General features: G+C 58.8%; 18 protein-coding genes. 10 read left to right on the top strand and 8 right to left on the bottom strand.

Going from position 1 to position 17447, the window contains the following annotated elements; all coding sequences use genetic code 11:
* Positions 1-112: 112 nt before the first annotated feature.
* The 6 genes from HW273_RS01455 to HW273_RS01430 form a co-directional block, all read right to left on the bottom strand.
* Complete coding sequence (locus HW273_RS01455) at positions 113-1039, bottom strand: ABC transporter permease (protein ID WP_179010047.1); 927 nt, start codon at positions 1037-1039, stop codon at positions 113-115.
* Entirely contained in the window at positions 1036-2103 is a 1068-nt protein-coding gene (locus HW273_RS01450; protein ID WP_179010045.1) for an ABC transporter permease, read from the bottom strand. The genes HW273_RS01455 and HW273_RS01450 overlap by 4 nt, the downstream gene beginning before the upstream one ends.
* Positions 2100-3659 (bottom strand): ABC transporter ATP-binding protein, encoded by a 1560-nt coding sequence (locus tag HW273_RS01445; RefSeq protein ID WP_330603868.1) that lies wholly within the window; start codon positions 3657-3659, stop codon positions 2100-2102. Before HW273_RS01445 ends, HW273_RS01450 begins: the two co-directional genes overlap by 4 nt.
* A gap of 109 nt (positions 3660-3768) precedes the next feature.
* A complete protein-coding gene (locus HW273_RS01440; RefSeq protein WP_179010043.1) occupies positions 3769-4638 on the bottom strand; it encodes a YjjW family glycine radical enzyme activase in 870 nt (289 codons plus the stop codon).
* The gene (locus HW273_RS01435; RefSeq protein ID WP_179010041.1) at positions 4639-6183 is read right to left on the bottom strand and encodes a YjjI family glycine radical enzyme; all 1545 of its coding nucleotides are present in this window, start codon (positions 6181-6183) and stop codon (positions 4639-4641) included.
* Positions 6184-6457: 274 nt separating this feature from the next.
* Complete coding sequence (locus HW273_RS01430) at positions 6458-7573, bottom strand: BMP family lipoprotein (protein WP_179010039.1); 1116 nt, start codon at positions 7571-7573, stop codon at positions 6458-6460.
* Positions 7574-7999: 426 nt separating this feature from the next.
* Here HW273_RS01430 and HW273_RS01425 point away from each other — a divergent pair, with 426 nt between their 5' ends.
* The 10 genes from HW273_RS01425 (at position 8000) to HW273_RS01380 (ending at position 15935) form a co-directional block, all read left to right on the top strand.
* Complete coding sequence (locus tag HW273_RS01425) at positions 8000-9067, top strand: pyridoxal phosphate-dependent aminotransferase (RefSeq protein WP_179010036.1); 1068 nt, start codon at positions 8000-8002, stop codon at positions 9065-9067.
* 103 nt (positions 9068-9170) lie between these two features.
* Positions 9171-9770 carry an imidazoleglycerol-phosphate dehydratase HisB gene (hisB, locus tag HW273_RS01420; protein WP_179010034.1) on the top strand — a complete coding sequence of 200 codons (600 nt, stop codon included), beginning with the start codon at positions 9171-9173 and terminating at the stop codon, positions 9768-9770.
* A gap of 56 nt (positions 9771-9826) precedes the next feature.
* Positions 9827-10888, top strand: coding sequence for an ATP phosphoribosyltransferase regulatory subunit (locus tag HW273_RS01415; protein WP_179010032.1), 1062 nt, complete (start codon positions 9827-9829; stop codon positions 10886-10888).
* On the top strand, positions 10885-11517 hold the full coding sequence (gene hisG / locus HW273_RS01410) for an ATP phosphoribosyltransferase (RefSeq protein ID WP_179010030.1): 633 nt from the start codon (positions 10885-10887) through the stop codon (positions 11515-11517). The genes HW273_RS01415 and hisG overlap by 4 nt, the downstream gene beginning before the upstream one ends.
* Before the next feature lie 116 nt (positions 11518-11633).
* On the top strand, positions 11634-12911 hold the full coding sequence (hisD, locus tag HW273_RS01405; RefSeq protein ID WP_179010028.1) for a histidinol dehydrogenase: 1278 nt from the start codon (positions 11634-11636) through the stop codon (positions 12909-12911).
* On the top strand, positions 12908-13537 hold the full coding sequence (hisH, locus tag HW273_RS01400; protein WP_179010026.1) for an imidazole glycerol phosphate synthase subunit HisH: 630 nt from the start codon (positions 12908-12910) through the stop codon (positions 13535-13537). The genes hisD and hisH overlap by 4 nt, the downstream gene beginning before the upstream one ends.
* Entirely contained in the window at positions 13534-14283 is a 750-nt protein-coding gene (gene hisA / locus HW273_RS01395) for a 1-(5-phosphoribosyl)-5-[(5-phosphoribosylamino)methylideneamino]imidazole-4-carboxamide isomerase (RefSeq protein ID WP_179010024.1), read from the top strand. The genes hisH and hisA overlap by 4 nt, the downstream gene beginning before the upstream one ends.
* Positions 14280-15038 (top strand): imidazole glycerol phosphate synthase subunit HisF, encoded by a 759-nt coding sequence (hisF, locus tag HW273_RS01390; RefSeq protein WP_179010022.1) that lies wholly within the window; start codon positions 14280-14282, stop codon positions 15036-15038. The genes hisA and hisF overlap by 4 nt, the downstream gene beginning before the upstream one ends.
* A complete protein-coding gene (gene hisI, locus HW273_RS01385; protein WP_179010020.1) occupies positions 15035-15388 on the top strand; it encodes a phosphoribosyl-AMP cyclohydrolase in 354 nt (117 codons plus the stop codon). The genes hisF and hisI overlap by 4 nt, the downstream gene beginning before the upstream one ends.
* 4 nt (positions 15389-15392) lie before the next feature.
* Positions 15393-15935 carry an NUDIX domain-containing protein gene (locus tag HW273_RS01380; protein WP_179010018.1) on the top strand — a complete coding sequence of 181 codons (543 nt, stop codon included), beginning with the start codon at positions 15393-15395 and terminating at the stop codon, positions 15933-15935.
* Between the two features lie 76 nt (positions 15936-16011).
* Here HW273_RS01380 and HW273_RS01375 read toward each other — a convergent pair whose 3' ends face one another.
* Positions 16012-16776 carry an amino acid ABC transporter ATP-binding protein gene (locus HW273_RS01375; RefSeq protein ID WP_179010016.1) on the bottom strand — a complete coding sequence of 255 codons (765 nt, stop codon included), beginning with the start codon at positions 16774-16776 and terminating at the stop codon, positions 16012-16014.
* Between the two features lie 15 nt (positions 16777-16791).
* Complete coding sequence (locus HW273_RS01370) at positions 16792-17442, bottom strand: amino acid ABC transporter permease (RefSeq protein ID WP_179010014.1); 651 nt, start codon at positions 17440-17442, stop codon at positions 16792-16794.
* Positions 17443-17447: the final 5 nt, after the last annotated feature.

Below are 17447 nucleotides of genomic sequence, written 5' to 3'. Positions count from 1 at the left end.
AGCCGCTGCCTCTCTCGCTGTCTCAGCCTCGCACATTATAGCGGAAAACCTCGGGAATTGCAAGGCTATTCCCTCCCGCCGGAGCCGGGAAGCCCTGACTATGCCGCACCGCTTACTTGGATCTCACAAAAACCTTCCCGTTCGCCGCCGGAACATGCCCTGCGCCGACGAAGAAGATCAGCGTGAGCAGCGTCACGATATAGGGGATCATGGAAAGCAAATCCGGGGAGATGGCATTGGAGCCGCCGAGCAGCGCCTTCAGCCCGTTGCATAGCCCGAAGATCAGACAGCCCACCAGTGTCCCCTGCGGCGTAAACTTTCCGAAGATCACCGCCGCGATGGCGATAAAGCCCTGCCCGACAATGACCGCCGGACGAAACTGAGATACCGTCGCGAGTGTCACGAACGCGCCGCCCAGCCCGGAGAGAAAGCCGGAGAGGATGACGCAGGCATAACGCACACGATACACATTGATTCCCAGCGTCTCACACGCCTCCGGATGCTCCCCCGCAGCACGCAGCCGCATACCGAAGCGAGTCCTGAAGAATACAAACCAGAGCAGCGCCACCACCGCGAAGCTCAGATACGCCACCGGATAGGTGGAAATGACATTGTAGCCAAAGGAGCCCGCCGGAAACCTGCCGACGAACATCTTCGGAAGCTTCGACGCGGTATCCAGCGCCGGCGTATCAGAGGAGTTCGCGAAGATCGCCTTGCAGAGGAAAATCGCGAAGCCCGGTCCGATGAAGTTGATCGCGGTTCCGGCTATAGTCTGATCCGCATGGAGGCTGATGCAGACCACGGCGTGGATCACGCCGAGCAGCGCGCCGGCGAGTCCGCCGGCGAGAAAGCCGATCCAGCCGTTCCCCGTAAAGTAAGCGACCGCCGCGCCCACGAAGGCGCCCAGCGTCATCATTCCCTCGATGCCGATATTGATGACGCCCGAGCGCTCCGAGAAGCAGGAGCCGAGTCCCGCGAGGAGGAGCGGCGGCGTCGCGATCAGCATCGCATTGATCAGCAATCCGAGATATATCATCATTTTTTCCCTCCATTCTTCGCAAAAGCCCTAAGCAGCAGCATCTTGAATACCGGCGCGATGGCGATGAAAATGACGATCGTCCCCATGATGATATTCACGACCTCGGTCGGTACGTTTACGACGGTCAGCTTATTGCCGCCGTACTTCATCGCGCCGTAAAAGAGTCCCGAGAAAATACAGCCGATCGGATTGGTCGAGCCAATCAGCGCGACCGTGATTCCCTGAAAGCCATAGCCCTCCTGCGCCGCGTACTGCGCGACACGGTTGGACATCCCAAGGATCTGTACCGCCCCGCCGAGCGCCGCGAGCACGCCGGAGAGCGACATGGACAGCATGAAAACCCGGTTGGAACTGATGCCCGCATACTCCGCCGCCGTTCTGGAGAAGCCCACCGCACGGAGCTGATAGCCGAAGGTGGTCTTCGTCATCACGAACCACATCACGACCGCAGCGAGGAGCGCCAGCACGACGCCCCAGTGGAGATCTGTGCAGCCGGTCAGCTTCACAGCAGCTGCCGGCATACGGATCACGGCTGACTCGAGGATATTCTTCGACGCCTCTGCGCCCTGCTCGGTGTGGATCGCCTTCCGGTTCACGATATAGTTCGACAGATAGAAAGCAAGCCAGTTGAACATGATATAGGAGAGCACCTCATTGATCCCCTTCTTCACCTTCAGAAATCCGACCACTGCGCCCCAGAGCGCTCCTGCGGCAGCCGCCGCAAGGAGACAGACCAGCGCATGCAGAACCGGCGGCATCGGAAAGAGCAGTCCCACTACCGCAGCGGTAATCGCCCCCATGACGTACTGCCCCTCCGCGCCGATGTTGAAGACGCCTGTCCGGAAGGAGAAGGCGACGGAGAGCCCCGTGAAAATCAGCGGGGCCGCATAGACGACGCTGTAAACCATGAACTTCGGCTTGCTGAACACGCCGCTCAGCAGCTTTCCGTACGCCACCGCCGGACTGACGCCAATCACGCTGAGCAGCAGCGCGCCGATGAGGAAGCCGATCACGATGGAGATCAAAGTATACAGCATCGAGCTGTTCAAAATCTTCTGTTTCATTCTGTCCTACCCTCCTGCCGATTCTTTTTTCCGCCTGCCATCATCAGACCGAGCTGATACTCGTCCGCCTCCCTGCCGGAAAGCTCGCCGACGATCTGCCCGCCGAAAATAACGCCGATCCGATCGGAAAGCCCCATAATCTCGTCGAGCTCGAAGGAAACGAGCAGAATCGCCCTCCCCTTATTTCTCTGCTCCACCAGATACTTGTGTACAAATTCGATTGCACCGACATCAAGTCCTCTGGTCGGGTTGAAGGCGATCAGCAGCTCCTTGTCATTCGTGACCTCCCGGGCAATGATGACCTTCTGCTGATTTCCGCCGGAAAGCTGCCCCGCGAGGCGCTCCTCGCAGCCGGTCGGGCGGATATCGAACTTCTCGATCAGCTCCGTCGCATGCTCCCGCATTTTCCGCTTGTTCAGGATACCGTGCCGGGAATACGGCTCCTGTCCGAAGTTCTGCAGGATCAGATTCTCAGAGACCGAGAAGTCCAGCACCAGTCCATGCTTCTGCCGATCCTCCGGAATGCTGGAGATCCCCCGCTCGAAGATATAGCGCGGCGTTCGGTTTACCACGTCCTCTCCGCCCATTTTCACGCTTCCCTCGGTCGCTTTGCCGAGTCCGGTCAGAATCTCGACGAGCTGGGACTGCCCGTTTCCGTCAATGCCGGCAAGTCCCAGAATCTCCCCCGCATGCACCTCCAGATTCAGCCCCTTCAGTACCTCCACGCCACGGTAGTCTCGTGCGCGGAGATCCCGTACCTCAAGCACCAGCTCTCCCGCCTCCTGCTGCTTCTTCTCGACACGGGAATTGACCTGCCGCCCTACCATCATTGCTGCCAGCTCGTCCTCAGAGCAGTCCTCCACCCGCACGGTGTCGATATACCTGCCTCTCCGGATGATCGTGCAGTGATCCGAGCAGGTCTTGATTTCCCGAAGCTTATGGGTAATGATAAGGATCGATTTGCCCGCCGCTGTCAGATTGCGGATGATCTCCATCAGCTCATCGATCTCCTGCGGCGTCAGCGACGCCGTCGGCTCGTCCAGAATCAGGATATCCGCGCCGCGGTAGAGCACCTTCAGAATCTCTACCCTCTGCTGCATCCCGACGCTGATATCCTCGACCCGCGCATCCGGATCAACCCGCAGGTTATACTTATCCGACAGCTCCAGGATCCTCTGCCGCGCCGTCCCGAGATCAACCCGCAGGCCCTTCATCGGCTCTGCACCGAGTACGATATTCTCCGTCACAGTGAAGGGCTGCACGAGCATGAAGTGCTGATGCACCATCCCGATTCCGAGCTCGATCGCCTTCTCCGGATTGTCGATGCTGACCGGCTGCCCGTTCACGAGGATCTGTCCCTCCGTCGGACGGTACATCCCGTAGAGCACATTCATCAGTGTGGACTTTCCCGCACCGTTCTCCCCAAGGATCGCGAGCACCTCCCCCTTGTGCAGCTTCAGGTTGATGTGATCGTTCGCGACGAAATCGCCGAACTTCTTCACGATTTCGCGCATCTCGATGACGATCTGCCCTTCGTCCATATTGCTTTGTTTCATGGCTTTCCTCCATTAAACCCCATGCCAAAAACCTCGGCACCACCAATCGCATACTGTATATCCTAAAAGACACTCCGGATTCCGCCCTGCCCTAAGTGTCTTCGATATTTCAAATCAGCACGATATCCTCCATGCCCTCCTGCCGCGCAATGCCGGCGAGTCTCTGCAGCGTCTCCGCGTCCGGACTCCGATAAACCCTGTATTCCTCCCGGACGCCCATCGGACGGTATGCGATGATCTTGTAGCGGATCGGCTGCTTCGCAAGATACGGCAGGAGCGCCCGCGCTGTCTCCCGTACCGTCTCCTCCGCATCGAAAAGCCCCGGAACCACTACGGTACGCACCTCTGTGAGCTTCCCCTGCCCCGCGAGATACCGCATATTTTTCTTCACCGCCTCATTCCCCACATAGGCAGCCCGGAAATGATCCCCCCCTGACCATGCCTTGACATCCAGCATGACGCCGTCGATATACGGAAGCAGCCCCGCCGAATCCTCCGAAAAATCATAGCTCCCATTGGAATCCAGCAGATACGAAAGCCCATCGGAGAGGCAGAGTCTGCCAAGCTCACGAAGAAACACCGGATAGAGGGTGCATTCTCCGCCGGAGACCGTGACCCCGCGAATAAACGGGACATTTTTTTGCACCTCGGCATAAACCTCTGCCGGCTCCATCCAGCGGATACGGGGACTCGCATTGTGTCGGCAGACCCTGATGCAGTGATCGCAGCCGATACAGCGCGAGAGCTCGAAGCGCACCCGATTCTTCCGTCCGCCGTTCTCCCCCGAAGCTGGCGCGAAGGAGAGCGCGCCGCTCGGGCAGCCCGCCACACACTCCCCGCAGTTCTGGCAGAGCGCCCGCGTCTCCGGATTATGGCAGTAGCGGCAGTTAAAATTACAGCCCTGCAAAAATACAGAGGTCCGGTTGCCCGGACCATCCACAGAGCTGAATGGAATCAATTTATTGACAGGCGCCTTCAATTACCGCACCTTTCTTTCCAGAATATGTCCATTGTGCTTCGCCCCCATACCAAGCGCGGTCGTATCGTGCTTCACATTCTCTCCGCGCTCGAGCTTCTCAATCTCGGATTTCTTCACGAGATAGCCGGTGATACGGATCACGTCGGAATCACTGGAATAAAAGGACAGGTAGCGGAGCTTCTTCCGGAAGGAGCCCTTCACGATATCCAGCACATACTCCGGATTCCGATGCACCGTCATATCGATTGGGAAGATATCACCGGTTCCGGACGGGAAATAACGGTGGAAATGACTTAGTATATTCAGCTGATCCACCAGATTCTCCGGCTCCTCACCGATCGGAATGCGGGAGCCCGGCGTCACCGAGATATCGCTCGCGATCCCGACCTGCGCATGGAGCAGGAAATGTCCCCCCGTCGCCTCACAGTATCTGTTATAGTGCTCCTTATTAAACGCATCGATGCAGTCCATGATCCGGATCCCCAGCTCCGTCGCGATCTCATCGTGCCCGAAGCGGCCCTGCTTCCCCTCTTTTTCGAGGAGGAGGTTCACCGCGTCCGCCAGTCCTACTAGCCCGAACATGCCGGAGAATCGGTCTCTGTGAATGAAGCCCTCCTTCGCGAGGAAGCTGTTCTCGAAGAAGCCGGACTCCTCTACAAGAAAGCGGATGCGCTCATCCATATATCTCGCCTGAATGTCCATAACGTAGGGGAGCTGATTTTGCAGGAAATCCTCGCTGTCCTTCGCACGCTTCGCAATATTGCCGAGGATCAGACGGCAAAGCGTGTACGCACCGCCGCCGAGCTTCAGCCCATTATAGCAGGAGGCGATCACATAGTCCTCTCCGAACTCCGAACGGAACAGTGCATGGTTCGCGAAGCTCGGCTTCGCGCTGGCAAGTCCCGCACGGACGCAGAGCAGACCGAACTCGTCCGCTGTCTCCTCCGGAGAATACTTCATCGTCATATTCGGAACGGCATCCTTCGTGTCAGCGATCACACGGAGGATGATCCTGCCCGCCTTCGTGTCTCTCGGTCCGATATTGCCGTGGGAAAAGGAATCCAGAATCGTCCGATCCATCTGGATAAAGAACAGGCGAATCAGCTTGTAGGCGAGCGTCTCGTCGATATTCTGCACGAAGGGTTCCAGCAGCTCGTCGAGCTGTCCAACATAAACCGGAAAATTCGTGACCGAGGGCACATGCCGATAGAAAATCTCCAGTGCGTTGATCGCTTCGAAGAGATCCTTCGGCGGCTCCAGATGCAGGAATCGCGAGCCCTCTTGCATCAGCTTCGCATAGTCCGGGATGATGTACCGCGGACGCAGCGGCGCATTTCCCTCGAAGAGGTCGCAGATGCACTGTGTCTCGATCGGCTGATCCTTGAGCTCTGCAAGTCCCTCCGGGAGGGTAAGCGGCAAAAGCAGCGCATCCGCCTTGTTCGCCATCGTCGCGACCTTCTGCTCATGCGTAAGTGTCGCGGACTTCACCGTCTCCAGCATCTCCTCCCGGATTCGCTCTACATATTCCATAGAAAGCTCTTTCATTATGTCTTCCTCTCTGATCTGCCTCTGTCTTACTACCCTGTTTTTACATCTCGGCATGAAGCAAAAATTCGAATTACTCCATTGCCTTACAATTTCCCCCATCTTCACTGCTATCACGTTCAGTTATATACTATATCACAAAAAGCTCCTGTTCTCTATGAAACAGGAGCTGAAATTCAGATATTTTCTATAAATTCGAGTAAGCTTTCAGGCAAACCGCCTCGCAATCTGCCGAAGCAGAGAGGCTTTCTGCAAATCCCGGCAACACAGCGGATCAGTCGAGCTCGTAAACGTCACCGTACTTCGCCTCGAACTCCGCCTTGGTCTTCGGAACACTGATCTCACCGGAAACGATCTTTGCCTTGACCTCCTGTACCTCCTTGAGGACAGCCGGATCAATATTGTCGGTCGTCGGCGCCAGATCCACGCCCTCGTCCGCGAGAGAATAGGTCTTCACGCCTGCTGTCAGGCTGCCGTCGGCGGTAGCCTTCGCCACGTCATAAACGGCATTGTCCACTCTCTTCATCGCAGAGGTCAGGATGGTCTCCGGTGCGATGGAGCTCTGATCGGAGTCTACGCCGATCGCCCAGATCCCCGCCTCCTTCGCCGCATCGATTACGCCGAGTCCGGTGCCGCCTGCCGCATGGAAGATCACGTCCGCGCCCTGTGCGACCATGTTGTTGGCTGCGGTCTTTCCTACTGCGGTATCCGAGAAGGAATTCGCATTGTTCTGCAGCACCTTCGCATCCGGATTGGCATCCAGCACGCCCGCCGTATAGCCGTAGCCGAACTGGTTCATCAGATCCGTGCTCATGCCGAGAACGATGCCGACGGTGTTGGACTTCGTGGTCTTGCCTGCTACATAGCCTACGAGATAGGATGCCTGCGCCTGCTCGAACATCAGAGAGGTTACGTTCGCCTCATCTGCGAGAGAGGAATCGTCCACGATCGCGAACCTCTTATCCGGATTCGCCTCCGCCTCCTCCTTCAGCGCATCCGCGAGCGCATAGCCGATGCAGATGATCATGTCATAATCCTCATCCACATAGTTCTCGATATTCGGCTTGTAGTCCGCATCCGTATGGGACTCGAGATAGCTCACCTGCACCCCGAAATCCTTCTCCGCCCTCTGCAGTCCCTGCCATGCAGAGCTGTTGAAGGAACCGTCGTTTACGCCGCCGGTATCGGTGATGATGCCGATCTTGATATCTGAGGCGTCCTTGTTTGCACCTGCTCCGGCTGTACTCGTCTCTTCCTTAGCCGTCTCAGCAGTGCTCTCCGCCTGCGAAGCCGCCGCGCTCGTGCTGTTCGTCGCATTCGAAGAACCGCATGCCGCCAGAGACGCTGTCATTGCAGCCGCCATAACAGCTGCCAGAATTCTCTTCTTCATGATACTTTTCCTCCTAAAATGCCGTATCCGTCCGTATATACACGGCGGCTCCATGCCGCCTGACGGGGACTCATGCATCAATATTATAAAGAAAACTCTCCCGCAAAGCAAGCCGGAAAAGAATTTTCATGCCATTTTGTCCCTCCAACTCGTGCCTGTCACTGCCTCAGCAGCGGATTTGTGCAGAAAATGTGGACAAGCCGCCTCTCTTTCTCCGCATATTTTCGGGCTCGGCAGGAATTGTCCACATAGTTTTGCACTTTTGCACATTGCGGAATCCACAGAAGCTTTCGATTGACAAGCCATGAAAAATACGTTATGCTGTTCACTATAACACATTATCAAATTAAAGTGATATCGAGTTGTCTCGCAAAACTTATGTGCCCTGTAAAGAAGAGGCATGTGTTTGATTGCAAGGAGGGAAAGATGTCAGTCTTCCTCAATTCCCGCTACCGCTCTCTCTGCCCCTATGTCCCCGGAGAGCAGCCGAAGGATAGAAAATATCTAAAGCTGAATACGAATGAATCTCCCTTTCCGCCCGGTCCCGAGGTGCAGACGGCGCTGTCCTGCGCTGCGGCCGCAGATCTCCGTCTCTACGAGGATCCGGACAACGCTGTACTGAAAGCCGCACTGGCACAGCACTTCAAAGAGCTCGGGCTCTCCGCGGACTGCTTCTGTCCAACCGCCGGCTCCGATGAGGCGCTGGATCTCTGCTTCATGGCATTTGCCGAGGACAGCATCCAGTTTCCGGATGTGAGCTATGGCTTCTATGCCGTTCTCTCGGAGCTGCATCGGCTCGATGCCCGCGTGACGCCGGTACGGGAGGACTTCCGCATCGATCCCTCGGATTATCAGAGGAATGACCGCTGTATCGTCCTCGCCAATCCAAACGCCCCCACCGGGCTCGCCCTCGGGGAGACAGAAATCCGCGCGCTGCTCTCCCGGAATCCGGATCATGTCGTCATCATAGACGAGGCATACGTTGACTTCGGCGGGCAATCCGCGCTGCCGCTGATCCGGGAATATGAGAATCTCGTCGTCTGTCGGACCTTCTCGAAAAGCCGCTCTCTTGCGGGCGCGCGAATCGGCTTCGCCGCCGGCTCCCCTCCGCTGATACAGGATCTGGAGCGGCTCCGGAATTCCAGAAATCCCTACAATATCAGCACGCTGTCCCAGCTCATAGGGGAAGCCGCGCTGCGGGAGCCGGAATACTACACGGAAAACTGCCGGAAAATCATCGGAATTCGTGAATGGACGCTGCGAGAGCTTCGGAAGCTCGGCTTCACCGCAGCAGACAGCCTCGGCAATTTCGTTTTCGCCCGCTCCGGACAGCTTGGCGGCAGGGCACTCGCACTCGCGCTGCGGGAGAGAGGAATCCTCGTCCGGCACTTTCCGGCAGAGCGCACCCGGGACTATAACCGCATCACCATCGGGACGCAGGCAGAAATGGAGCGGCTGGTCGAGACGCTCGCACAGCTCCTCGAAGACTGCTAGGGAAACACTGATTTATTCATGACGCACGTGCCATGGGCGTGTGCCTCAAAAGGCACTCTCGTGGGACTCGGCAGCCTGAAGACAGATAAAAAGGAGGTCTCCTATGAAGACAGCACGGACGGCGGAGAAGCGCCGCAGCACGAGGGAAACCGATGTCCGGCTCTTTCTCGATCTGGACGGTGATGCAGAGAGCTCGCAAATTGAAAGCGGCATCGGCTTCCTCGATCACATGCTGGCGCTCTTCTCCTGTCACAGCGGCATCGAGCTGCGGCTAAGCTGTGACGGAGACACCGAGGTCGACGACCATCACTCCGTCGAGGATATCGGCATTGCCCTCGGACAGGCTGTACGGGAAGCACTCGGCGACAAGCGGGGCATACAGCGCTATGGAAGCTGCCTGCTCCCGATGGACGAGAGTCTGGTGCTCTGTGCACTCGACCTCTCCGGACGAGGCGGACTCCACTACGCGCTCGACCTCCCTACAGAGAAAATCGGCCGTTTTGACAGCGAGCTTATCGAGGAATTTATGAACGCCTTCGCCATGAATGCCGAAATCACCCTGCATCTCCGGCAGCTCGCGGGAAGAAATTCTCACCATATCGCGGAGGCAGGCTTCAAGGCGCTCGGCAGGGCGCTGCGGCTCGCGGTCTCTATGGACAGCCGTTTCCGGGATCGGATCCCTTCCAGCAAAGGAACGCTGTAGGAAAGCCCGGGTACGCTTCCCTCTCCGACAGCGCCGCGGCGCAGAAAGGAAACGGTATGCTTCTGGAAGAAAAACTGAATGCGCTCTTCGAAAGCTGGGGCTATCGTCGTTTCCGCCTCTCCAAGTTCGAGGCGTATGACTTCTATGCAGAGAACAGGGACTTCCTGAAGAGCTCCCAGCTTATCACCTTCACGGATCTCGACGGCACCCTCCTCGCGCTGAAGCCAGATATCACGCTGTCCATCCTGAAAAACAACGACGGCTTCGATAAGCTCTATTACCATGAGAATGTCTACCGCCCGAAGGACGGGCATTACCGGGAGATCCCGCAGGCAGGTGTCGAGTGCATCGGGACGATCTCTCTCTACGAGGAGGCAGAAATGCTGGCGCTTGCCGCCCGTACGCTCGCCCTGCTCTCGCCGGACTATATCCTCCGGATCTCCGACCTCGGGCTCCTCGACGCGCTGCTCGTGCAGGCTGCACTTTCCTCGAGGCTGCGGCGGGAGCTGCTGCGGGACATCTCTGAGAAAAACAGCAGCGCGATCGAACAGAAGCAGGCGGCGGGACTGCTGCCCGAGTGCTTTGCAACACGGCTCCGGGCGCTGATCGGCCTCTACTGCCCGCTGTCCGAGGCGCTTCCTGAGGCACTGCTCCGTGACTGTGCCCCGGAGCGCATTCCTGCGCTCCGGGCGCTCCAGCGTCTGCTGTCCGTCTTCGGCATCGCGGAGCGGGTCTATCTCGACTTCTCTCTGATCAATTCGATGGACTACTATAACGGCATCCTCTTTCAGGGCGCAGTTCCCCGAATTCCCTTCCCTGTCCTGTCCGGCGGGCGCTACGACCGTCTGTCGCGGAAAATGGGCAAGGACACCGGTGCCATAGGCTTCGCTGTCTACATGGATCTCGCCCTGAACTATCTTCCGGCAGAGAGGAAGCAGGAGGAAACGCTGCTGCTCTCCTACACGGAGGAGGATGCAGCCGAACGGCTCGCAGCAGCCGCCGGAGCATTGCGGGCACGCGGCTTCTCTGTCCGTACCGTCCCGCATGCCTCGCTCTCAGCGGCACGGCGCTTCCCCGCGTGTCGGGTTCTCAGTATAGCGGAGGCAGAAAATCTATGATAAATGTCGCGCTCCCGAAGGGTCGTCTGGGAAATCAGGTCTACGCCCTTCTCGAAAAGGCGGGCTACGAATGCCCGAAAATTCTGGAAAAGAATACACGCAGGCTGGTATTTGAAAACACAGCGCGCGGCGTGCGCTACTTCTCCGTGAAGCCGAGCGATGTGCCGATCTATGTCGAGCGCGGCGCGGCGGATGTCGGCATCGCCGGGAAGGACATCCTGCTCGAGTATCGTCCGGAGGTCTACGAGCTCCTGGATCTAAAGCTCGGGAAATGCCGGATGTGCATCTGCGGTCCGGAGGACTTCTATGATGAGCATCTCCGCACGCTCCGCGTGGCGACGAAGTTTCCGCATATCACGCGGAGCTACTACGAAGAGCGAGGGCGGGAGATCGATATTATCGAGCTCCACGGCTCAATCGAGCTCGCGCCGCTGCTCGGACTCTCCGACGTGATCTGCGACCTCGTAGAGACCGGCTCCACGCTCCGGGATAACGATCTGACAGTTCTCTCAGAGGTCGTCCCTGTCAGCGCCCGCTTCATCGCGAATAAAGTCAGCTGGCAGTTTCACCGGGAGGAGATCCTTTGCATGCGGGAAGCACTCCGAGGGGGCGCTATGGAACAGAAGTGAAGAAGCACAGACTGCCCCCGCATGTCGAAAGAACCGAAAGCTTCGATACCAGACTTTGAAGCTCCTGCAGCATGGAAATCACAGACGAACGCCACACACCGCACAAGGAGGATGCTATGATACAGATTATGAAAATGGGGAAGCTCCCCGAGGAGGAGATCCTTCGACGAGAAACGGACACAGAGGATGTCTCCGCCGCCGTGCGGGAAATCCTCTCCGAGGTACGCTCTCGCGGCGATCAGGCGCTCCGCGACTATTCCTCCCGCTTCGACGGAATCTCTCCCGCCTCCTTCCGGGTCGCTGCGGAGGAGCTCGCCGCAGCGATGCAGACAGCCGATCCGGCATTCCTCTCGGTGCTCCGCGAGGCAGCCGAAAATATCAGAGCGTACCACCGCAATCAGTGCCGGAGCAACTATCTCACGGAAGCACGGGAGGGCGTGCTCCTCGGCCAGCGCGTGCTGCCGCTCAAGACTGTCGGCATCTATGTGCCGGGCGGCACCGCCGCCTATCCCTCCACCGTGCTGATGGACGCGATACCTGCGCAGATCGCAGGCGTTTCCCGCATCGTCATGGTGACGCCGCCTGCGGGAGACGGCAGCGTTAATCCGAATATCCTCGCCGCCGCGCATATTGCGGGCGTAACGGAAATCTACAAGCTCGGCGGCGCGCAGGCAGTCGCCGCCCTCGCCTACGGCACCGAATCCGTCCCGTCGGTGGATAAGATCGTCGGCCCGGGCAACGCCTACGTCGCCGAGGCGAAGCGGCAGGTCTTCGGGCAGGTCGGCATCGATATGGTCGCCGGCCCCTCCGAGGTGCTGGTCATCGCAGATCAGCACTCCGATCCCGCATGGGTCGCTGCAGATCTCCTCTCGCAGGCGGAGCATGACCGGATGGCAAGCGCCGTACTGATCACGGACACCCCTTCGCTCGCAGCGGCGGTACAGGCGGAGCTGGAACGGCAGCTCCCGCTGCTCCGGCGAGAGGAAATCGCCCGTGCCTCCATTGACCGAAACGGCAGAATCCTCCTCGTCTCCGAGCTTCGGGAGGGAATTGCGCTCGCGAACCGCCTCGCGCCGGAGCACCTCGAGCTCTGCGTGGAGAATCCCTTCGACTATCTGCCGAAGATACGGAACGCAGGCTCGGTCTTTCTCGGCAGGTACAGCCCGGAGCCGGTGGGCGACTACTTCGCCGGTCCGAACCATACTCTCCCGACCAGCGGAACCGCGCGCTTCGCCTCTCCGCTCTCAGTGGATGACTTCGTGAAGAAAATGCAGTTCAGCTACTATACCGAGGATGCGCTCCGGCGGGAGCACCGGAAGGTCAGCCTCTTTGCAAGGCAGGAGGGACTCACAGCGCATGGGAGGGCGGTGGATATCCGTTTCGAAAAGCTATGATCGCGATTCTCGATTACGGCGTGGGAAATCTCTTCTCCCTCCGCTCCTCTCTGTCCGCCATCGGCGCGGACAGCATCGTCACCCGGAAGCCTGCAGAGATCGCCGCCGCGGAGCGTCTGATCCTGCCGGGGGTCGGCGCCTTCGGCGACGCGGCGGCGAAGCTCCGGGGAAGCGGGCTCTTCTCGCTCATCAGAGAACAGGCGGCAGGCGGCAAGCCACTGCTCGGGATCTGTGTCGGAATGCAGCTTCTCTTCGAGCGTGGGCTTGAGTTCGGAGAGCATGAGGGGCTTGCCCTGCTTCATGGCTCCGTCGAATCGATTCCGAGCCGCTGGCAGTCGGACACCCGGCTCGCGCTCCCGCACATGGGCTGGAATGTGCTTCATTTTCTCCCGGAAATCCCGCCGTCTCCGCTCTTCCGGGGAATCCCGGACGGCGCCCGGGTCTACTTCGTCCACTCCTATGCAGCGTTTGACTGCGCAGACAGTGTGATCGCGGAGACAGACTACGGCATCCCGCTCACTGCCGCGGTACAGCGGGGGAATCTCTATGCGACCCAGTTCCACCCGGAGAAGAGCGGGGAGCTCGGTCTCCGGATTCTTAGAAATTTCACGGAGGTACAGCCATGATCCTGCTGCCCGCAATCGATCTCTATGAGGGAAAGGCAGTCCGCCTCTACAAGGGGGACTATGAGAAGATGACAATCTGCTCCGACGCGCCCGCGGAAAAAGCGGCGAAGCTTGCGGCAGCGGGCGCGGAATGGATCCACCTCGTCGATCTGGAGGGTGCGCGGGACGGTACGACGCCGAATCTTCCCATCATCCTCTCCATCCTCGAGCGCACGAGGCTCAAGGTCGAGGTCGGCGGCGGCATCCGCAGCATGGAAACGATAAGCCGCTACCTTGCCGCCGGTGTTTCCCGGGTCATCCTCGGGACCAGAGCCGTTGAGGAGCCTGCCTTTCTCCGGCAGGCAGTTTCCCGCTACGGGGCACAGATCGCCGTCGGTGCGGATGCAAGAAACGGCAGGCTCGCGACGCATGGCTGGAAGCAGGACAGCACAGTCGAAATCACGGACTACATCCGGGAGCTCCGCGCTCTCGGCGTCCGTACCGTCATTGCCACCGATATCACACGGGACGGCGCGATGCAGGGCGCGAATCTCACCCTCTACCGGACGCTGTCCGAGATCAGAGGGATCGACATCATTGCCAGCGGCGGCGTCTCCTCTCTCGCAGATCTCCGCGCACTGCGGGAGCTCGGTCTCTGTGGTGCGATCCTCGGAAAAGCGATGTACCTCGGCGCAGTCGACCTCCGGGAGGCGATCGCGCTCACAAAGGAAGAGGAGCCTTCCCGCTCCGGTCAGGATATGCTATGATCAGCAAAAGAATCATTCCCTGTCTCGATATCCGGGACGGAAGAGTCGTAAAGGGCATTAACTTCGAAGGAATTCGCGACGTAGAGGATCCTGTGACACTCGCGGAATACTATTCCGCCTCCGGTGCCGATGAGCTCGTTTTCTATGACATCACCGCGTCCAGCGAGGGGAGAGATCTCCTTCCCGACGTACTCCGCGCAGTCGCCTCGCGCGTCTTCATTCCCCTCACCGTCGGCGGCGGCATCCGAAGCCTCGCAGACTTCGACCGTGTACTGAAATGCGGGGCGGACAAGGTCAGCGTAAACTCCGGCGCGATGCAGAACCCGGATCTCATTTCGGACGCGGCAAGAAAGTACGGCAGGCAGTGCGTCGTACTCTCCGTCGATGTCCGACGCGTCGGCGGCGCGTTCCATGTTTTTCGATATGGCGGCCGGATCGACACCGGCATCGAGGCGCTCTCCTGGATCCGAGCCGGCGTACAGCAGGGCGCAGGGGAGCTGGTCATCAACTCCATCGATACGGACGGCGTCCGGCAGGGCTTCGATCTGGAGCTCCTCCGTGCAGTACAGGCACAGGTCGATGTCCCCGTCATCGCGAGCGGCGGCGCGGGAAGCGCCACGGACTTCGTCACGCTCTTCCGGGAGCTTCCGGAGATCAGCGCCGGGCTCGCCGCCTCCATCTTCCATTTCCGGGAGGTAGAGATTCAGACGTTGAAAATGCAGCTTCGGCAGGAAGGGATATCGGTGAGATTATGATTCGTGCTGAGGACATCCGATGGGATGCACAGGGGCTATGCCCCTGTATCGTACAGGATTATGATACCGGACGGGTGCTGACGCTCGCCTACATGAATCGAGAGAGCTTCGAGCGCTCCAAATTGCACGGGCTGTGCTGCTTTTTCAGCCGGAGCCGACAGAAGCTATGGCTGAAGGGGGAGCAAAGCGGCAATTACCAGCATATCGTCACCATGGAGGCGGACTGCGATGCGGATGCGATCCTGCTCCGCGTACGAAAGGACGGCCCTGCCTGTCATCTGGGAACAGACAGCTGCTTCGATACAACACTCCGGATCGACTTTCCTAAGCCCGATGCGAAAGGAGAATAAACCGATGGCAGAGCTTATGGACGTATATGACGAAAACCGCCACCTGACCGGACTCCGGCTGGAGCGTGCGGCATTTCTCCGCGAGGGGCAGTTCCTGCTCTATGTACTCGCCATCCTTGAGAACCCCGAGGGCAGGCTCCTGATTACCCGCCGCGCGCCGAATAAACGCTGGGCGGCGGGCTCCTGGGAGATCCCGGGCGGCGGCGCGCAGGCAGGCGAGAGCTCGTTTCAGGCGGTCTGCCGCGAGGTACGGGAGGAAACCGGACTCGATATCCCTCGCCTCGCCGGAGCAGAGCGCTTCGCCCCCATTGACTCCTATCGGAATGTCGACCTCGCACGCGGCGACAACTACTTCGTCGATATCTATCACTTCCGCCTGCCCTTCTCGGAAAGAGACATCCGGATCGATCTCCGGGAGAGCACCGACCGAAAATGCGTGACGCTCCGCGAGCTCGCGGAGATCGAAGCAAGAGACGGCTTTCTGCACTACCGGAGGATTACAGAGGCGCTGAAAAAGGAAGCCGGAGCGATCTCCGGCATTGTATAGGTGAAATCTTGAACGCGCCGCCTTGATAATGAATTTTTCTCTCTTCACATCTCCTGTTTTTGAATAAAATGTATGTTCACAGCATCCCCTGATACCGTCCGAGGAAGCTTCGCATCCGCTCGTTTTCCGAGCTGAAAACCTCCGCCGGACTGCCCTCGCAGACGATCACGCCGTCGGACATGAAGATCACTCTGTCGGAGATATCCCGCGCGAAGGTCATCTCGTGAGTGACGATCCCCATCGCGATATGAAGCTCCTTCAGCGAACGGATCACATTCAGCACCTCTCCGGTGAGCTCCGGATCCAGCGCCGAGGTCGGCTCGTCGAAGAAGAGCACCTTCGGATTCAGCGCCAGCGCCCGCGCGATCGCGACGCGCTGCTGCTGCCCGCCGGAGAGCTGGCAGGGGTAGGCACCCGCCTTTTCCGCGAGCCCCATCCTGCGAAGCAGCTCCATCCCGCGCGCCTCCGCCTCTGTTCTTTCGACGCGTTTCACATGGATCAGGGCATCTGTCACATTGCGAAGCACCGTCCAATGCGGGAAGAGATGAAAATTCTGGAAAACCAGCCCGTAAATCGAGCGTACCTGCCCGAACGTTTTTTTGTCCCGGTATATCGCATTCCCTGCCGCATCATTCTCACAGACCACAGTATCCTCATAGCGGAGACTCCCGCCGTCCATCCGCTCCAGCAGCGTCGCGCAGCGGAGCAGGGTCGACTTCCCCGATCCGGAGGGGCCGATGATCGAGACGATCTCTCCCTCGCCGACGGACAGGCTGATATCCCGAAGCACCTCCAGCTCCCCAAAGGTCTTCCTCACATTTTTCATCGTCAGCAGCTTCATGCCTCTCCGTTCCTCCTAGCTATAGTAATCCAGCCGCTTCTCCGCACGCTCCATCGCGTATGCCACGATGAAATTGAAGATGTAATAGAAAACGCCCGCGGCGATCAGCGGCGTCATCGAGGTCTGGCTGGAGGCGAGCGCCTTCGCCGTCGTAAACATTTCCATCACGGAGATCGAGAACGCCAGCGAGGTATCCTTCACAAGGGTAATGACCTCATTGGTGACAGACGGCAGGATGCGCTTCCAGACCTGCGGCAGGATAATGCGGAGGAAGCTCGATGCACGGCTGTAGCCGAGGATCTCCGCCGCCTCGTACTGTCCGGCGGGCATGGACTGGATGCCCGAGCGATAGATCTCCGCGAAATACGCCGCATAGTTGATGACGAAGCCGATATAGACCGCACTGTTCCGGTACTCCGGACTCAATCGGATCTTCAGGAGATAATACGGTCCGTAATAGACGACAAAAAGCTGCAGCATAAGCGGCGTGCCTCTCATAATCGAGATGTACAGCTTCGTTATGCTGCGTAAAATGCGGTTTTTGCTCATCCGCCCGAACGAGATCAGCAGTCCGAGCGGAAGAGAAAAGAGCAGTGTAATGAAGAAGATCTGCAGGCTGACCCGCATTCCTCCGAGGAGGCTCCACAGGATCTGAGAAAGTGTCATGGCCG

The sequence above is a fragment of the Oribacterium sp. oral taxon 102 genome, from assembly GCF_013394775.1.
Classification (GTDB): domain Bacteria; phylum Bacillota; class Clostridia; order Lachnospirales; family Lachnospiraceae; genus Oribacterium.
This window is presented reverse-complemented; position numbering and strand designations above follow the sequence as displayed.